This is a genomic window from Burkholderia sp. KL41, assembly GCF_057005415.2.
The window spans coordinates 2105863-2122948 of sequence record NZ_CM174447.1 but is presented as its reverse complement, the minus strand read 5'-3'; the positions used below and the strand labels follow the sequence as shown (position 1 = coordinate 2122948).

Here is a 17086-nt window from a genome sequence, read left to right as displayed (position 1 = left end):
GGCCCTTCAGCTTATATCACTTTGACCTTAGATTTCAGTCGACCACATCGATCCGACCGGAGGCGGGCTCACCGCATGAAAACGCGTTCATTACCCCAGTGGGGCTGGCTGTTCCTGTTGATGCTCGTCGTGTGCCTGCCGCGCGTCACGATCGATGCGTACCTGCCGTCGCTGCCGGCGATGGCGGACACGCTGCACGGCACCGACGCCCAGCTGCAGCTCACGCTGACCCTCTACATGGTCGGTTATGCGCTGTCGATGCTGGTGTCGGGGCCGTTGTCCGACCGTTACGGCCGTCGCCCCGTCCTGATCGGCGGCCTGTGCCTCTACGTGGTCGCGAGCGTCGCCTGCGCGTGCTCGACCAGCATCGCGGCGATCGTCGCCGCACGCATCTTCCAGGCATTGGGCGGCTGCTGCGGCACGGTGGTCGGGCGGGTGATCGTGCGCGAGCGCTTCCCGGCCGCGATGCAGGCGACGATGCTGGGCCGGATCTCGGCCGGCATGGCGCTGTCGCCCGTGATTGCGCCGCTGGCCGGCAGCGCGCTGGCCGAGTGGCTCGGATGGCGCGGCGTGTTCGGATCGCTGGCGGCGGGCGGGGTGGTCGCGGCGGCGATGGTGCTGCGCTACCTGCCGGAGACCCGCGAAAGCGACGCGCGGCCGGCGCCGGGCGCGGGGCTCCTGCGGACCTACGCGGGCCTGCTGCGCGAGCGCCGTTTCCTGAGCTACTCGCTCGCGATCAGTTTCGCGTACTGCACGTACTACCCGTTCATCGCGGAATCGTCGACGCTGTTCCAGCGGCAGCGAGGCGTGTCCGGCCCGGTGTATGCCGCGATCTTCGGCCTGACCGTGCTCGGCTACCTGATCGGCTCGCACGTGTTCGCGCGGACCGGCACGCGCTGGAAGGCCGATTCGGTCATCGCGGCGGCGGCGGGCGTCAATCTGGCCGGTGCCGCCGCGTTGTGGATCGGCGGAGCGGTCGCGCCGACAGCGGTGGCGGCGCTCGTCGTCCCGATGTTCTTCGTGATGATCGCCGTCGGGATCGCGATCCCGGCCTGCCAGTTCGCGGTGATGCAGCCGTACACGACGATCGCCGGGACGGCGTCCGGGCTGTTCTTCTTTATCCAGATGGCGATCACGGCCGCGTGCGGCGGCGTGCTGGCGTGGCTGTCGGACGGTACCGCGCGGCCGATGATCGTCGTCACGGCCGGGGCGAGCGTCGCGTTCCTGGCGGTGGTGGTCGGCCTGCGCGAGCGGCGGTGCGCAGGTGAAGGTTCGCGCTTCGCGCCGCGCGGCCGCGCGACCGCCGAGCGCCGAGCGTTCAGCGACGGTCGGCGGGCCGGCCGACGCGCGGGCGCGCCGGCCGCGCAACCGGTGTTTCCGCGAGGCGTCGCGACGGAAAGGATCATGTAATGTAGCGGCCTGTCGCTGACCTTCCCGGAATCCCCATGCGTGTGCTGCTCGTCGAAGACAACCCGAACCTCGCCCAGTCGCTGAACGACGCGCTGAGCGCGGCGCGCTTCGCTGTCGATCACATGGCGGACGGCGAGGCGGCCGACCACGTGCTGCGCACGCAGGATTACGCGCTGGTGATCCTCGATCTCGGGCTGCCGAAGCTCGACGGGCTGGAAGTGCTGCGGCGGCTGCGCGCGCGGCGCAATCCGGTGCCGGTGCTGATCCTGACCGCGCACGGGTCGGTCGAGGATCGCGTGAAGGGGCTCGATCTCGGCGCCGACGACTATCTCGCGAAGCCGTTCGAGCTGACCGAGCTGGAGGCGCGCGCCCGCGCGCTGATCCGCCGCAGCCTCGGCCACGAGCATTCGCGGGTCGAATGCGGGCCGCTTTCCTACGACAGTATCGACCGCAGCTTCCATCTCGCGGGCGAGCCGCTGTCGCTCACGCCGCGCGAGCGTTCGGTGCTCGAGGTGCTGATCCTGCGCAACGGCCGTGCGATCAACAAGGAAACGCTGTCGGAGAAGATTTTCGGGCTCGACGAATCGGTCAACGCCGATGCGATTGAGATCTACGTGTACCGGCTGCGCAAGAAGCTCGAGAACACGGGTGTCGCGATCGTCACGCTGCGCGGGCTCGGTTATCTGCTGGAGGCGAGGGCGGAGGCGGCGGAATGAGCCTCCCGCCCGTCCGCGGCGGTGCGCTGCGCCCCGACGCGGCGCCTGGCGTCGTTGCGGCGGCCCGGCGGAACGCATGATGCCCCGCCCGAACCTGCGCACGCAGGTCGCGCTGTGGCTGCTGCTGCCGCTGCTCGGCCTGCTCGCGCTCGACTCGTGGCTCACGTACCAGCGCGCGATGAACGCCGCGCACGTCGCGTTCGACCGCACGCTGTCGTCGTCGCTGAAGTCGATCCGCGAAGGCGTGCGGCTCAATGACGGCGAGATCGAGGTCGACCTGCCGTATCTCGCGCTCGAAATGCTCGAATCGAGCGACGGCGGCAAGATCTACTACCTGATCCGCGAGGACAACGGCCACACGGTCACCGGCTACCCGGACCTGCCGCTGCCGCACGGGCGCGACGCGGGCGACGGTGCGCTGTTCGTCACGCGCTACTACGACGTCGTCTATCGCGGCGAACAGTTGCGAATGGCCGCGCTGCGCATCCCGGTGCACGACGTGCCGACCGCGCAATCGCGCATCGTGTGGGTGATGGTCGGCGAGACGATCGAGGCGCGCCAGGCGCTCGCGCGCGAGATCCTGGTGGGGTCGCTGCTGCAGGAAGGGCTGCTGGTCGTGCTGGCGCTCGGCATCGTGTGGCTCGGCGTCGGGCGTGGGCTGCGGCCGCTGAACCGGCTGTCGGCGACGGTCGCCGCGCGCAGCGAGGACGACACGACGCCGCTCGATACCGGCGCGATGCCGAGCGAACTTGCGCCGCTCGTCGAGTCGATCAACCAGTACATCGGCCGCACGCAGCGGATGCAGGTCGCGCGGCGCCGCTTCTTCGCGGACGCGGCCCATCAGCTGAAGACGCCGCTCGCGGCCGTGCAGGCGGGCGTCGAGCTCGCGCTGCGGCCCGACGAGCAGCCGCGCGCGAACGGGCACCTGCGGCGCGCGAACGGCGCGGTGCGGCAGGCCGCGAAGATCGTCCAGCAACTGCTGTCGCTGTCGCGGCTCGATTCGGACAGCGGCCACGCTGTTGCCCATCAGCCGGTCGCGCTGCACCGGCTCGCGCGCAGCGTGACGCTCGACTGGTCGCCGGTCGCACGCGCGCGCGACATCGATCTCGGTTTCGAGCACGAGGCCGACATCGACGTGCACGGGCAGCCCGACCTGCTCGGCGAGATGATCGGCAACCTGATCGACAACGCGATCCGTTATGCGGGCGATCGCGCGGTGATTACGGTACGCGTGTCGCGCGACGGGGAGCACGCGCGGCTCGACGTGATCGACAACGGGCCGGGCGTGCCGGCGGACGAGCGCGACGCGGTGTTCGAGCGCTTCCATCGCGGCAGCAAGACGCAGACGGTCGAAGGGACGGGGCTTGGGCTGTCGATCGTGCGGGAGATCGCGCGCGTGCATCAGGGCACGGTGACGCTGGCCGATGCGGCCGGCGGGGGGCTGGTCGTGACGATCCGGTTGCCGGCGGCGAACGACGCGGGGGCGCATGCCGCGTGATGGCGAGTCGTGATGTGGGTAGCCGGAAGCGGTAACGGGTAAGCGGGAAGCGGGAAGTAGGCAGTAGGAAGCCGCTCGGGCGGCTTCCGGGCTACGAAGGCGATGTGATCGGGTGAGCGGTGCCGTGTACGGGCCTCAATCGCCGAACCCGATCTCCGCTTCCAGTGACTGGCCGACTTCGAGCCACCCGCCCGCGCCTTCGACGACGATCGCGTTGATGCCGAACGTCAGCTCGCCGCCGAAGTTCGGGTTCGCGCGATAGGTCTGCATCGTGTCGGTCGGCTCGTGCGGCCACGCGGGATCGGGCGCGCCGGTGACCTGGTCGATCGTCGGCATCGGGCAGCGCGTGCACGGCTTCACGAGCCGCAGCCGCACGGGCGACGCACCTTCCGTGTCGAGATGCTCGACGAAATCTTCTTCGTACGCGTCGAGATCCGACACCACGATGTTCGGCCGGAAGCGGTTCATCGGAATCGCCGGTGCGCCTTTGGCGGTGAGCCGCGCGTTCAGGTCGTCGAGCGACGACTGGCCGATCACGAGCAGCGGGTAGCCGTCCGCGAACTGCGTGTGCGTATCGATCTCGCCGGTCCATTTGCGGTTGCAGCCGCGGCGCGCGTCGGGCGCGAAGCGCGCGAGCTTCGCGGGCGTGCCGAGGAATTCGGTGAGCCAGGCGGCCGTGTCGGCGCCCGTGTCGATCGCATCGACGGTGTCGCGCCACACGGTCGCGGCCATTTTCGGCGTGGCGGACGCTACGTCGCCGTCGAGCGGCGTGCGGATCTCGCGCATGCCCGGCGCGCTCAGCACGAGCGCATCGTTGTTCAGTGCGGTGCGGATCAGCGCGAGGCGCGGGTGCGTGCGCTGCGTGATCATCTGTCCGGCGGAGTCGGTGATCAGCCAGTGGCGGTCGTACGCCAGGCCCGTTTCGAGCAGTTGCGCGCGCGACAGCGCGATGCCGGCGCAGGATTTGATCGGATAGACGAAGAGTTCGGCGATGGCTGGCATGACGCTGGCTGAAGGCGGATGGCGAGACTGGGATTGTGCCAGATAGCGCCGCAGCCGTTCGGACGGCTGCGCTGCGTCGCGCGGCCGGTCATGCGAGCGGTAAGCCCGGGTCGAACGTGGGACGCACGTCGAGCGGCTGGCGCAGCAGTCCCGCCTTCAGGTAGAAGTCGGCCGTGCGCTGCTGTTCGGCGATGACCGTCGCGTCGATCGGCAACCAGCGCGTGTTGCGGCGCTCGAACTGCAGCTTCGCGGCCGCCGGCGGAATGCCGATGATGCGCGCGAGCGCCGCCGAATACGCGTCGGCATGCCGGTACGACCAGGCCTGCGCGCGCACGACGCGCCGCAGGAAATCGTGCAGCACGTCGCGCTTCGACGCGATCGCCGCGTCGGTTGCCGCGATGTAGCTGAGGCCCGACCACAGCCCGCGGCCGCTGACGAGCACGCGCGCGCGCCCGCTCGTTTCCGCGAGTGCGGTATAGGGCTCCCAGGTCGCCCACGCATCGATCGAACCGGTTGCGAGCGCAAGCATCGTATCGGCCGGCGGCAGGAAGCGGAACGAGACGGCGTCGGGAGGCAGGCCGGCCGCGTCGAGCGCCTTCAGCGTGACGAAATGCCCGATCGAGCCGCGCGTGGTGCCGATGCGCTTGCCTTTGAGGTCGGCCGGCCCTTTCAGCGCGGCATCGGGCCGCACGAGCACCGCCGTGCCGTACGGGTCGGAGCGGTTCGCGCCGATCACCTTGATGCGTGCGCCCGACGCGAGCGCGAAGATCACCGGCGCATCGCCGATCGGCCCGCAGTCGACGGCGGCCGCATTCAGCGCTTCGGCGAGCGGCGCGGCGGCCGGGAACTCGGTCCACGCGATGTCGTACGGCAGGCCGTTCAGTTCGCCGGCTGCTTCGAGCAGCGCGCGCAGCCCGCCTTTCTGGTCGCCGGCGCGCAGCAGCGGCCGCGTGCCCGATTGCGCGCGCACGGCGGCCGGGGCCGCGGCGATCGTGGCGAGGGCGCTCGCTTGCGCGAGGAAGTGGCGTCGGGTCGGATTCATCGTGAAGTTCGGTCGAAAGAGAAAGTCAGGGATTCAATCAATGCGGGAGTCCGGCCTGTACGTCGCGCACGGGTTCCGTGTCGACGCGCAGCAGCAGCGCGGTCAGTGCGTCGCCGTTCGCGGCCGGTACTGCCGGCCGTGCCGTGGCGTCCGAGCGGCACAGCAGGTCGGCATCCGACCAGCCCGCGCTGCCCGGCAACGCGCGCGCCCGCAGCCAGCCGCGGCGATCGGCGAGGAGCTGCGTGCCGCCGAGCGCGGCGGGCGCCACGCCGGCGATCGTCGCGAAGGCGAGCCACGCATCGGGCGTCGACGCGACGCAATCGGCTCGCGTCGTGCCGGCCGTCTGCGCCACGGGCGTGCCGCTTGCCGTGACGAGCAAGGTTTGCCAGCGCGCGTCTTCCGGCGGGGGCGTCGCGCCCGGCGCGAGTGCGACGATGCGCACGCGCTGGCCTGCACGCCAGCGATCGAGCGGTTGGGGCGCGGCGCTGCCGCAGCGCACGTCGAGCGCCGGCAGCGGGACGGGCACGGGCCACGCGCCTTCCGCCTGCGCGCCGCTGCCCGCAGCGAGCGCTTTCAGATAGTCGAGCACGGCCCAGGTGTCGCGGGGCCCGAGCGTCGCGGCGAAGCCGGGCATCGTCGGCGCATCGTGTTCGTCGCGTGTCCCGTGGCGCACGCGCCAGAACAGTTCGCCGTCGAGGCGGCGGGCGAGCAGGGCGCCGGCGAAGGTCGGCGGCCAGTGCGGGAGCGTGGCCGCAAGCGGCCCTTCCCCGCGTCCGTCCACGCCGTGGCACGCCACGCAGTGTTGCGCATACAAGTGCGCGCCGCGCATCACGTTCGATACCGAAAACGGCGCGGGATCGCGCTGGAAACTCGTCGGCACGGCGGGCGAAAGCCACAGCGAAGCGGGCGGCCACGGCGCGAACCACGCAACGGCGAGCGCGGCAAGCACCGCAAGCGCCGACGCCACACGCCGCTTGCGTAACGCGAGCGCGATGCACGCGAGCACGGCGGCCAGCGTCGTCGCCGCGACGGCGAACGCGAGTTGCCGCGTGAGCCCGGCGTCGATGCGCAGCGTTTCGAGCGCGATGCGACGGGCCCACGGCCAGGCAGGCTGACCGTCGGCGTCGCCCGTCAGCCCGATCGCATGCAGCACGCGCGACAGCGTGACTTGCGCGCGATACAGCCCTTGCAGAAACAGCAGCGCCCAGTCGGAGAACGTCGGTGCATTCATCGGCTACGTTCCCGCCGCACGGCGGCCCATCGTCGAACGGTACCGCGCATCTACCAGCTCGCATCGAGCCCGAGATGCCGCAACGCGTCGTGACGCAGCTCGGCGAGGCGCGGGTCGCCGCGATGACGCGGATAGGGCAGGTCGACGCGCAACTCGGCGACGATCCGCGCGGGACGCGGCCCGAACACGATCACGCGCTGCGCGAGGAACAGCGCTTCCTCGACATCGTGCGTGACGAGCAACGCAGAGAAGCCGTCGCGTTGCCACAGTGCGGTGAGTTCGGCCTGCATCGTGAGCCGGGTGAGCGAATCGAGCTTGCCGAGCGGCTCGTCGAGAATCAGCAGGCGCGGATCGTTGACGAGCGCGCGGGCCAGTGCGACCCGCTGCGCCATCCCGCCGGACAGCTGATGCGGGAACACGTTCGAGAATTCCTGCAGGCCGACGCGCGCGAGCGCATCGTCGACGCGATGCTGCGACGCGCGCGCCACGCCGCGCGCCTCCAGGCCGAGCGCGACGTTCGCGCGCACTCGCCGCCACGGGTACAGCGTCGGGTCCTGGAACACGACGATGCGCGACGGATCGGGTTGCTCGATCGGCACGCCGTCCTGCGCGATTCCGCCTTGCCGCGCGGCGTCGAGGCCCGCGACGAGGCGCAGCAGCGTCGATTTCCCGCAGCCGCTCGGGCCGAGCAGCGCGACGAATTCGCCGGCCGCGACCGACAGCGTGACGTCGTCGAGCACGGGCAGCGGGCCGCCGGGGCCGTCGAACGCATGGCTCACGCGGCGGATGTCGATGCGCGCGCCGCGCGGCGCCGTGACGGCAGGCGAAGCGGAAGCGGACGATTCGAGTACGGCGGCGCTCACCATTTGACGGTTCCTTTCTGCCATGCGAGCACGCGGTCGCGCACCGCGAACAGCAGCGCGATCAGCCCGGAAAACAGCAGCGCCATCACGATCAGCGCCGCATACATGTTGACGTACGAGGCCCAGCCCTGCGCCCAGCTCAGGTACCAGCCGAGCCCGGACTTGACGCCCATCATCTCGGCGACGACCAGCACCGTGAACGACGCGCTCAGCCCCATGAAGATGCCGACGAACACGTGCGGCAGCGCGGCCGGAATCGCGACGCGCAGCACGAGGAAGCGCGCGTTCGCGCCGAGCGTGCGCGCGACGTCGTAATACTGCTTGTTGACGCTCGCGACGCCCGACCACGTCAGCACCGCGACCGGGAAGCCGGTGGCGAGCGCGATCAGGAACGCGGCGGCGGAATAGCTCGACGGAAAGAAGTAGAACGTGAGCGGCAACAGCGCGGTGGCCGGCACGGGGCCGAGCACGCGCAGCACCGGATGCACCCAGTAGCCGATCCGGCGCGACCAGCCGATCGACACGCCGACCGCGAAACCGACCGCGACGCCGTATGCAAAGCCGAGCGCGAGCAGCTTCAGCGTGTTGCCGGCGCTGCCGAGCAGGCGCGGCCAGTCGTCGACGTAGACCTCGATCAGTGCCTGCGGCGGCGCGAAGAACGGCGTCGGCAGCCAGCCGGTTTTTGCGGTGACGATTTCCCACGCGGCGAGCACGAGCGGCAGCGCGACGAGCCACGGGCCGGCCGGGCGCACGCGCGTGAGCCGCGTGCGCGTCGCGGCGACGAGATGACCGAGCGTCGCGGCGGCGAGCAGCAACGCGGCGATCGTCCACGCGGCCGTGCCGAACGTGTCCGTGTACGCCCAGTCGCTGAAACCGACGATGCGGTTCGGCCAAAGCTGCGTGACGGCGCCGAGCGCGGCCCAGGCGAGCGCGGCGGCGATGCCGGTCGGCCAGGTGCGCGCGCGGCGCGCTTCGGCCGCGAGCGTCGCTTCACAGACCGTGCAGGCCACGCGTGCGGAGGCAGCGGAAGCAGCGGAAGCAGCGGAAGCACCGAAAGCACCGGAAGCACCGAAAGCACCGGAAGCACCGAAAGCACCGGAAGCACCGAAAGCACCGGAAGCACCGGAAGCACCGGAAGCACCGGAAGCACCGGAAGCACCGGAAGCAGGCGCGCCGCCGGCCGGTGACGGTGCGGTGCGCGCGGTGGAGGCGTGTTCGATCGTCGACATCGCGTCACCCGAGCACGTTCGCATAGACCTGCTGCGCGAAGCGCTGCGGGTCGGTGCTCTTCTTCAGCACGCTGATACGGCGGAAATCGTCCGCATAGAACGCGATTTCCTGCTGCAGGTCGACGTTGGTCGGGTGGTGCGTGTAGGTGAGCGTCGCGTACAGCTTGCGCAGGTCCTCGGGGCTGATCTTCGGCGAATATTTCGCGAACACCTTCGCGGCTTCGTTCGGGTTGTCGTGCGTGAACTCGGTGGCCTGCACGATCGAGCGCGCGAGTGCGGCGGCGGACGGCCGGTCGTTGCGCACGAGATCGCCGCGCGCGCCGATCACGCAGCACACCTTGCGTGCGTATTCGCCTGACAGGTTCGTGGCGAGTTCCGTGTACGCGCCGTTGCTGCGCTTTTCGAGGAGGTAAAGGTTCGGGTCGCCGTCGGCGATCGCGTGGATCTCGCCCTTGTCGACCGCGACGCCGAGCAGGTCGGCCGGATACTGCCGCCACGTGATGTCGCGCTCGGGATCGATCCCGTTCTTCGCGAGCAGGATCGAGAAGAAATGCTTGCCGGGTGCGGCCAGGTCGCTGACGCCGACCGTCTTGCCCTTCAGCGCCTGCAGCGTCGTGACGCCGGCCGCCTTCGAGCCGAGCAGCCGCACGCAGCCGCCGTGCGAGCTGCCGATGATCTTCACGTCGAAACCGGCTTCGAGCGGCTTCAGCCAGCGATGGATCATCCCGACCGCCGCATCGGCCTTGCCGGTCGCGATCGATTCGAGCAACTGGTCGGTCGAGCCGCTGTAGTTGATCAGTTCGACCTTGAGGCCGTTCTTCTCGAAGAAGCCGCGCTCCTGCGCGACGACGATCGGCGTCAGGCAGAACGCATTCTGGTTCCACGCGAACGTGAGCTTCTTCAGCGGCGGCGCGGACCAGGCCTTGCGGCCAAGCGTGATCGCAGGCGCGACGAGCGCGGCGGCGCCGGCCGCGCGCAGCAGCTTGCGGCGTTTGTCGTCGAGCGTGTCGTGCGTATCGTGCGTATGGCGCGCATTGGCGGGCGCGGGTGCGGCGGTGCGGGTCATGTGGTCTGGTCTCCGGTCGTGCGGGAAGGCGCTCAGTCGAGCAGGTCGGGTTCGTCGGCGACGACGCGCGCGAACAGGCTGTCGAACGCATGCAGCGCGCCCTCGGGGCCGCCGATCTGGCCGTGCGTGTGGCGCGCGGTGGCGTGATCGATCGGTTGCGGCGTGCCGGCCGCCTCGGCCAGCAACTGCGTGTGCGCGGCGTTGTCGAGCGCGATGTACCACCATGCGGCGGCCTCGACCGTCGGGCCGGCGGTCAGGATTCCGTGGTTCTTCAGGATCGCGCCCTTGTGCGTGGTGCCGTCCGGTTTCGCAAGCGCATCGGCGATCCGTGCGCCTTCGCTCGTGTCGACGACCATCCCCGTGAAGTCGTCGAACAGCGCGTGGTCTTCATAGAACACGCACGCGTCCTGCGTGAGCGGATCGAGCGGGCGGCCGAGCGTCGACCACGCCTTGCCGTATGTCGAATGCGTATGCGCGGCGGCGACGATGTGCGGATGCGCGTCGTGGATTGCCGCATGGATCGCGAACGCGGCCTTGTTCAGCGGCCGCGCGCCGATCGCGGTTTCGCCGCGCGCGTTGACGAGCAGCAGGTCGGACACCTTGATCTGCGAGAAATGCACGCCGAGCGGATTCACCCAGAAGTGGTCGGGCAGTTCGGGGTCGCGCGCGGTGATGTGGCCGGCGAGCCCCTGTGCGAAGCCGAAGCGAGCGAACAGGCGGAACGCGGCCGCGAGCCGTTCCTGACGGTGACGGCGCTCGGCGGCGACGTCGATGCGCGGCGCGGGCGGATCGAACCAGAAATGCTGGCGCGGCGACGCGTCGAGCGCAAGGCCCGACGCGGTGCGTTCGAGTGAGGACGGAACGGCGGACATCGTAAGGGTCTCCCGGGTTGCGTCAGGCCGCGCGGCGCGCCGCGTCGCGTGCGGCGACGGCGCTGCGCACGCGCGGAATCAGTTCGCGGCCGTAGTCGATCGCGTCTTCCAGCGGATCGAAGCCGCGGATCAGGAACGTCGTGACGCCGAGGTCGTAGTAGTCGAGCAGCGCATCGGCGACCTGTTCGGGTGTGCCGACCAGTGCCGTCGAATTCGAACGCGCGCCGGTGAGGCTGGCGATCTCGGTCCACAGCCGCTTGTCGACGCGCGAGCCGCGTTCGGCCGCGGCCAGCAGGCGGCGCGCGCCTTCGCTTTGCTGCGGGCCGCCGGCGCCGAGGCCGGCCGCTTCGCGCAGCCGGCGTGTTTCGTCGAGGATGCGATGCGCACGCGCCCACGCTTCGTCCTCGGTCGCGGCGAGGATCGGGCGGAACGACACGGAGAAACGCACCTGTCGGCCGTGCTTCGCGGCTTCGGCGCGCACCCGGGTCGTCAGGTCGCGCACCTGGTCGAGCGATTCGCCCCACAGCGCGTAGACGTCCGCGTGCTTGCCGGCCACGGCGAGCGCGGCTTCCGATGCGCCGCCGAAATAGATCGGCACATGCGGCTGCTGGAACGGCTTCACTTCCGAGAACCCCTGTTTGAACCGGTAATGCGCGCCGTCGTGATCGAACGGCTGCGCTTCGGTCCAGATTCGCCGCAGGATGCCGAGGTATTCGTCGGTGCGCGCATAACGCGCGTCATGGTCGAGGAAATCGCCGTCGCGCTGCTGCTCGCTGTCCGAGCCGCCGGAGATGAAGTGCACGGCGAGCCGGCCGCGGCTGAACTGGTCGAGTGTCGCGATCTGCCGCGCGGCGAGCGTCGGCGCGGTGAAGCCCGGGCGATGCGCGAGCATGAAGTGGATGCGCTCGGTCGTGGCCGCCGCGAACGCGATCGTCAGCGTCGCCGACGGGCCGGTCGAGTGGTGCGGCACGAGGATCCGGTCGAAGCCGGCCGTCTCGTGGGCGCGGGCAAAGTCGCGCACGTAGCCGGGATCGACCACGGGGCCGGACGGCGGGTGGATTTCCGACTGCTTCTGGCTCTGGATCATGCCGATGAATTCGACGCTCATCTGGGTCTCCGGTGCGGGGATGTCCCGGCACGCGGCCGGGCAGGAATGGAGCGCAGGTTAACGCCGCGATCATGCGGAATGGAAATAATCAATCCCGATTTGAATATCAGATTTGCATGGTTTGGACGCGTGTGCGCTACGCATACGCTGTGGGCTCACGAACGATCGGGCGCGCGGGCGCCGGCGAATCCGGGGGCACGCGTTGCGGATCGCCCGGTTCATGGGATACCGCGCCGCGTGGCGATCGATTGCCGCGGTTGCCGATCTCCGTCGCGCTTGCCGCCTGTCCGTATTACCCAGGGAATCCGTTTCGATGTCCGCCAGCCTTGCCGCTTCCTCGCCGTCGCCGCAGCCGCCCGCGCTGCGCCTCCTGCCCACCGACGATGCCGACGACGCACGCGTCGCCGCGCTGCTCGAGCGCCTCGCGCCGGAACTCGCCGCCGACGCGGCGCGCAACGACGTCGATGGCCGCTTTCCGCACGAGAACTTCGCGCGGCTGCATCGCGCGGGGCTGATCGCGCAGGTCGTGCCGCGCGAGCATGGCGGTGCCGGTGCGACGCTCGCGCAGGCGAGCCGGATCGTCGCGGCCGTCGCGCGGGCCGATCCGGCCACCGCGCTGGTGCTGACGATGACCTATCTGCAACATCGCGCGCTCGGCCGGGCCGACAACCGCTGGCCCGCACAGGTGCGGCGCGCGGTGTTCGACAGCGCGGTCACGCACGGTGCGCTGATCAACGCGCTGCGGGTCGAGCCCGCGCTCGGCTCGCCGTCGCGCGGCGGCCTGCCGGAAACCGTTGCCCGGCGCGACGGCGACGGCTGGCGGCTGTCCGGCCACAAGCTGTACAGCACCGGGATTCCGGCGCTGCGCTGGCTGGCGGTGTGGGCGCGCACCGACGAACCGGCGCCGCGGGTCGGGGTGTTTCTCGTGCCGCGCGACCGCGATGCGGATGGCGATCGCATCCGCGTGATCGAAAGCTGGAATCATCTCGGCCTGCGTGCGTCGGGCAGCCACGAGGTCGTGTTCGACGACGTCCGGCTGCCGGCCGATCACGCGGTCGACGTGCGCGCACCGGACGCATGGGCCGTGTCGGCCGCGACCCACGCGGATGCCGACGCGCAGGCCGACCAGCAGGCGTGGATGGTCGCGCTGCTCGGCAGCCTGTACGACGCGGTGGCGCGCGCGTCGCGCGACTGGGTGGTCGAATTCGCGACGACGCGTGCGCCGAGCGGGTTGGGCGCACCGCTCGCGACGCTGCCGCGCGTGCAGGAAGCGGTCGGCGAAATCGAGGGCTGGCTGCACGCGAACCGCGTGCTGCTCGACGATCACATCGGGCGTACCGACGCGGGTCATGCGCCGTCGGTCACGACGAGCGGGCTGGTCAAGCGCACCGTGACCGAGCACGCGATCCATGCGGTCGAGCAGGCGCTGAAGCTGTCGGGCAATCACGGGCTGAGCCGCGCCAATCCGCTCGAACGTCACTATCGCGACGTGCTGTGCAGCCGCGTGCATACGCCGCAGGATGACGCGATCGCGGTGGCGGCGGGGCGTGCGGTGCTCGACGCGGCGAGCCGCGTTGAAGCGAAGGGTGAGACGAAGGGCGAGACGAAGGGCGCAGCGAAGGGCAAAGCGGGCGGCGAGACGGAAACGGGCGGGGCGTCGGTCGACGGGACCGAGCGCGGCCGCAGCGATGCGTGAGCGGAGCAGGGCTGGCGCGAGCATCGACCGGGCGGCGCGATGCTGCCGCCGCCCGATACGGTCATGCAGCCTGGTCGTGCGCCTGCTCGGGCAGCGCGAATGCCGCACGCGCATGCGCGGCGACGGCCGCGAGCGGTGCGCCGAAGCGGGCCGCATCGTGCCGGCGCAGCAACCACAGATCGATGTGCGGCTTGAAATCGGCGAGCGGCACGATGTCGAGCGCGTCGCGCAGCGGGCTGCCTTCGACGAGCGGCAGCGGCATCAGCCCGATGCCGAAGCCGTTCGCGACGCTCTGCAGTTGCAGGTCGCGGCCGTAGGCGTCGAGCGTGACCGGCATCGGCAGGCCCTGCGCGTCGAGCGCGCGCCGCAGGCCCGCACGAAAGCCGCAACCGTCGGGATTGAGCACCCAGCCATGAGCGTGGCAATCGGCGAGCCGGTAGCTGCGGCGCGGCCAGTCACCCTTGCGGCCGACCGCGACGAGCCGCGTGGCCAGCAGCCGTTCGCCGTCGACCTGTGCCGGCAGCACCATCTCGCGCGCGAGGAACACGAGCGCCGCATCGAGTTCGCGGCGGGCGACGCGCTCGACGAGCATGCCGCCCCACGCGGTCGTGACCTGCGTCGCGAGCGCGGGCCACTGCGCGGCGAGTTCGGCGATCAGCGCGGGCAGCATCAGTTCGCCGAGGCCCTGCGTGAGCCCGATCCGGAACTCGCCGGCGGGCGGCTGCTCGCCGGCCGTCAGCTCGCGCAGCGCATCGACTTCGCGCAGGATCGCGCGACACTGCTCGAAGACCTGCCGGCCGATGTCGGTCGGGCGCGGGGGCTTCGTGTTGCGATCGAGCAGGGTCACGCCGAGCGCTTCCTCGAGATTCTGGACGCGCCGCGTGATCGCGGGCTGCGTCATCCCGAGCTCGGCCGCGGCCTGGCTCAGGGTCTGGCAGCGGACAACCGCTGCAAAAGCGTCGATATCGCTAATTTTCATGTTTGTTCTGCATGGTCTTTCAGGTGCATCATGACGATCCATCATATTCGGCATCATATTCGAGGAGCCAGCCGATGAGTACGCTTTCGTTGCATCAGACGCCGCTGCGTCCGTTCGTCGACGGTCTGGGCGCGCTGCTCGCGTCCGGCGCGGACGAGGCGCGCATCCTCGACGAGGGCGGTGCGCTGCTCGCCGCGCTCGTCGAACACGACGACTGGTTGCCCGACGCGTTCGCGCAGCCCGACCCCGCGCGCTATCGGCAATACCTGCTGCATCTCGACCCGGACGAGCGGTTCTCGGTCGTCAGCTTCGTGTGGGGCCCCGGCCAGACGACGCCGATCCACAACCACACGGTGTGGGGGCTGATCGGGATGCTGCGCGGCGGCGAATTCTCGCAGCCGTACCGGTTCGACGCAGCGGGCCGGCCGGTGCCGTCCGGCGAAGCCGTGCGGCTGGCGCCGGGCGAGATCGAGGCCGTGTCGCCGCGCATCGGCGACGTCCATCGCGTGACCAACGCGTTCGACGATCAGGTATCGATCAGCATCCACGTGTACGGCGCGAACATCGGCAAGGTCGAGCGCGCGGTGTACCTGGACGACGGCACCGTGAAGCCCTTCGTGTCGGGCTATTCGAACGCCTGATGCCATGCCCGCCGATGCGGCCGGTTGCCCGCACGCGCCGGCGGGCCCAGGATTGATCCGTTCCGCTTTCTTCACCGACTTCAACGCATTCAATACAGAGACATCGTGACGCACTCCGCCGATTCCACTTCCCGTTTTCCCGTCGCGTCGTACCAGGATGTGCGCGCGCGCCTGCTTGCCTGCGACGAGATCGCACTGATCGACGTACGCGAGGAAGATCCGTACGCGCAGGGCCACCCGCTGTGGGCCGCCAACTTTCCGCTGTCGAAACTCGAACTCGACGCGTGGACGCGGATTCCGCGCCGCGACACGCCGATCGTCGTATTCGGTGAAGCCGGCGGCGAGGATCTCGCGCCGCGCGCGGCCGAGAAGCTCGCGCAACTCGGCTACACCGACGTGCGGCTGCTCGACGGCGGCCTCGCGGGCTGGCTCGCGGCGGGCGGCGAACTGTTCATCGACGTGAACGTGCCGAGCAAGTCGTTCGGCGAATGGGTCGAGGCCGAGCGGCATACGCCGTCGCTGTCCGCGCAGGAGGTGCAGGCGCTGATCGACGCGCAGGCCGATGTCGTGATCGTCGACGCGCGCCGTTTCGACGAATACCAGACGATGAACATCCCGACCTCGACGAGCGTACCCGGCGCGGAACTCGTGCTGCGCGTGCGCGCGCTCGCGCCGAACCCGACGACGCAGGTCGTCGTCAACTGCGCGGGACGCACGCGCAGCATCATCGGCACACAGTCGCTCGTCAACGCGGGGCTGCCGAATCCGGTCGCGGCGCTGCGCAACGGCACGATCGGCTGGACGCTCGCGGGTCAGGCGCTCGAGCGGGGAGCCGCACGGCGCTTTCCGGACGACATCGACGCGACGCAGCGCGACGAAGCGCGCCGTGCTGCGCGCGCGGTGGCCGAACGCGCGGGCGTGCCGCGCATCGTGCTCGCCGACGTCGCCGCGCTCGACGAACCGGGCCGCACGCTGTACCGCTTCGACGTGCGTACGCCGGAGGAATACGAAGCCGGCCATCTGCCGGGTTTCCTGAGCACGCCGGGCGGCCAGCTCGTGCAGGAGACCGACCATCATGCGGCCGTGCGCGGCGCGCGGATCGTGCTCGCCGACGACGACGGCGTGCGCGCCGACATGACCGCGTCGTGGCTCGCGCAGATGGGCTGGGACGTGCGTGTCGTCGAGCCGGCCGGCGCGGCCGCTTTCGGCGAGCGTGGCCAGCCGCCGCGCGACGTGCCGGCGACGCCGGCCGTGGCGGAGGTATCGCCCGCGACGCTCGCGGGCTGGCTGAAGGAGGCGGCGCCCGGCGAGCTGGCGATCATCGACGTGACGGCCAGCGCGAACTACGTGAAGCGCCACATCCCGGGCGCGTGGTTCGCCGTACGTGCGCAGCTGCGCGACGCGCTCGCGGCGATTCCGGTCGCGAAGCGTTATGTGTTCACGTGCGGGTCGAGCCTGCTCGCGCGTTTTGCGGCGGACGACGCGCGTGCGCTGCTGCCGGCATCGGCCGAGATCCGGGTGCTCACCGGCGGCACGGCCGCATGGATCGACGCCGGGCTGCCGCTCGAAAGCGGCGAGACGCATCTCGCCTCGCCGCGCGTCGACCGCTACCGGCGCCCGTACGAAGGCACCGACAACGCGGCGGCCGCGATGCAGGCGTATCTCGATTGGGAATACGGGCTGGTCGACCAGTTGAAGCGGGACGGCACGCACCACTTCAACGTGATCTGACC

15 protein-coding genes are annotated in these 17086 nt (G+C 70.4%); 6 read left to right on the top strand and 9 right to left on the bottom strand.

Features of this window, described 5'->3' with window-relative positions; all coding sequences use genetic code 11:
* The first annotated feature begins 75 nt into the window (after positions 1-75).
* The 3 genes from PQB87_RS26955 to PQB87_RS26945 all read left to right on the top strand — a co-directional run bounded on the left by PQB87_RS26955 (position 76) and on the right by PQB87_RS26945 (position 3624).
* Positions 76-1410, top strand: a complete 1335-nt coding sequence (locus PQB87_RS26955) for a multidrug effflux MFS transporter (RefSeq protein WP_489242938.1) — start codon at positions 76-78, stop codon at positions 1408-1410.
* A gap of 35 nt (positions 1411-1445) precedes the next feature.
* A complete protein-coding gene (locus PQB87_RS26950) occupies positions 1446-2126 on the top strand; it encodes a response regulator (RefSeq protein ID WP_027791446.1) in 681 nt (226 codons plus the stop codon).
* Between the two features lie 79 nt (positions 2127-2205).
* Complete coding sequence (locus tag PQB87_RS26945; RefSeq protein ID WP_060315286.1) at positions 2206-3624, top strand: sensor histidine kinase; 1419 nt, start codon at positions 2206-2208, stop codon at positions 3622-3624.
* A 135-nt stretch (positions 3625-3759) separates the two neighbouring features.
* Here PQB87_RS26945 and PQB87_RS26940 read toward each other — a convergent pair whose 3' ends face one another.
* The 8 genes from PQB87_RS26940 to PQB87_RS26905 all read right to left on the bottom strand — a co-directional run bounded on the left by PQB87_RS26940 (position 3760) and on the right by PQB87_RS26905 (position 12037).
* Entirely contained in the window at positions 3760-4626 is an 867-nt protein-coding gene (locus PQB87_RS26940; RefSeq protein ID WP_489242937.1) for an MOSC domain-containing protein, read from the bottom strand.
* 88 nt (positions 4627-4714) lie between these two features.
* Entirely contained in the window at positions 4715-5668 is a 954-nt protein-coding gene (locus PQB87_RS26935; RefSeq protein WP_489242936.1) for an ABC transporter substrate-binding protein, read from the bottom strand.
* Positions 5669-5705: 37 nt separating this feature from the next.
* Positions 5706-6899, bottom strand: a complete 1194-nt coding sequence (locus tag PQB87_RS26930) for a c-type cytochrome (protein WP_175828723.1) — start codon at positions 6897-6899, stop codon at positions 5706-5708.
* Positions 6900-6949: 50 nt separating this feature from the next.
* On the bottom strand, positions 6950-7765 hold the full coding sequence (locus tag PQB87_RS26925) for an ABC transporter ATP-binding protein (RefSeq protein WP_301860266.1): 816 nt from the start codon (positions 7763-7765) through the stop codon (positions 6950-6952).
* The gene (locus PQB87_RS26920; protein WP_489242935.1) at positions 7759-8772 is read right to left on the bottom strand and encodes an ABC transporter permease; all 1014 of its coding nucleotides are present in this window, start codon (positions 8770-8772) and stop codon (positions 7759-7761) included. Before PQB87_RS26920 ends, PQB87_RS26925 begins: the two co-directional genes overlap by 7 nt.
* A 223-nt stretch (positions 8773-8995) precedes the next feature.
* The gene (locus PQB87_RS26915) at positions 8996-10057 is read right to left on the bottom strand and encodes an ABC transporter substrate-binding protein (protein WP_181523075.1); all 1062 of its coding nucleotides are present in this window, start codon (positions 10055-10057) and stop codon (positions 8996-8998) included.
* A 32-nt stretch (positions 10058-10089) separates the two neighbouring features.
* On the bottom strand, positions 10090-10929 hold the full coding sequence (locus PQB87_RS26910; RefSeq protein ID WP_489242934.1) for a class II aldolase/adducin family protein: 840 nt from the start codon (positions 10927-10929) through the stop codon (positions 10090-10092).
* Between the two features lie 22 nt (positions 10930-10951).
* On the bottom strand, positions 10952-12037 hold the full coding sequence (locus tag PQB87_RS26905) for an LLM class flavin-dependent oxidoreductase (RefSeq protein WP_489242933.1): 1086 nt from the start codon (positions 12035-12037) through the stop codon (positions 10952-10954).
* Between the two features lie 313 nt (positions 12038-12350).
* On the opposite strand from PQB87_RS26905, the gene PQB87_RS26900 reads away from it, so the two are divergent.
* On the top strand, positions 12351-13733 hold the full coding sequence (locus PQB87_RS26900) for an acyl-CoA dehydrogenase family protein (RefSeq protein ID WP_489242932.1): 1383 nt from the start codon (positions 12351-12353) through the stop codon (positions 13731-13733).
* Between the two features lie 61 nt (positions 13734-13794).
* On the opposite strand, the gene PQB87_RS26895 is transcribed toward PQB87_RS26900, so the two are convergent.
* Positions 13795-14769: a LysR family transcriptional regulator gene (locus PQB87_RS26895; RefSeq protein ID WP_174413061.1), complete on the bottom strand. Its 975-nt coding sequence runs from the start codon at positions 14767-14769 to the stop codon at positions 13795-13797.
* A 17-nt stretch (positions 14770-14786) separates the two neighbouring features.
* Here PQB87_RS26895 and PQB87_RS26890 point away from each other — a divergent pair, with 17 nt between their 5' ends.
* Both PQB87_RS26890 and PQB87_RS26885 read left to right on the top strand, forming a co-directional pair.
* On the top strand, positions 14787-15353 hold the full coding sequence (locus PQB87_RS26890) for a cysteine dioxygenase family protein (protein ID WP_174413060.1): 567 nt from the start codon (positions 14787-14789) through the stop codon (positions 15351-15353).
* Positions 15354-15458: 105 nt separating this feature from the next.
* The gene (locus tag PQB87_RS26885; protein WP_489242930.1) at positions 15459-17084 is read left to right on the top strand and encodes a rhodanese-related sulfurtransferase; all 1626 of its coding nucleotides are present in this window, start codon (positions 15459-15461) and stop codon (positions 17082-17084) included.
* The last annotated feature ends 2 nt before the right edge of the window (positions 17085-17086 follow it).